General features: G+C 66.7%; 1 protein-coding gene. It reads left to right on the top strand.

Annotation, left to right across the window (positions count from 1 at the left end):
• Positions 1–402, top strand: a 402-nt coding sequence (locus B4F19_RS14730; RefSeq protein WP_292735942.1) for a DUF933 domain-containing protein, incomplete at both ends; no start/stop codon positions are given.

Genomic DNA, 402 nt, shown 5'->3' with positions numbered 1-402 from the left:
GGGACGCTGCTGTCGGCATCCGGAATCGATCTGGCCCCGATTCGCGAGCTCGGCTTGCTCACCGCAAAACCGTTCATCTTCGTGTTCAACGTTGACGAGTCGGTGCTGACGGATGCGGGCGCCAAGGCGAACCTCGCGGCCCTCGTTGCCCCCGCGCAGGCAGTGTTCCTCGACGCGAAGATCGAGTCCGAACTCATCGACCTCGATCCCGAGGATGCCGCGGAACTCCTGGCGTCGACGGGGCAGGAGGAGTCGGGTCTCGACCAGCTCGCCCGTATCGGATTCGACACGCTGGGCCTGCAGACCTACCTCACCGCCGGGCCGAAGGAGGCCCGTGCGTGGACGATCGGTAAGGGCTGGAAGGCGCCCCAGGCCGCCGGGGTCATCCACACCGACTTCGAG

Source organism: Microbacterium sp. UBA1097 (assembly GCF_002313585.1).
GTDB lineage: Bacteria > Actinomycetota > Actinomycetes > Actinomycetales > Microbacteriaceae > Microbacterium.
The sequence above is the reverse complement of the archived record's forward strand: the minus strand, read 5'-3'. Positions and strand labels throughout refer to the sequence as shown.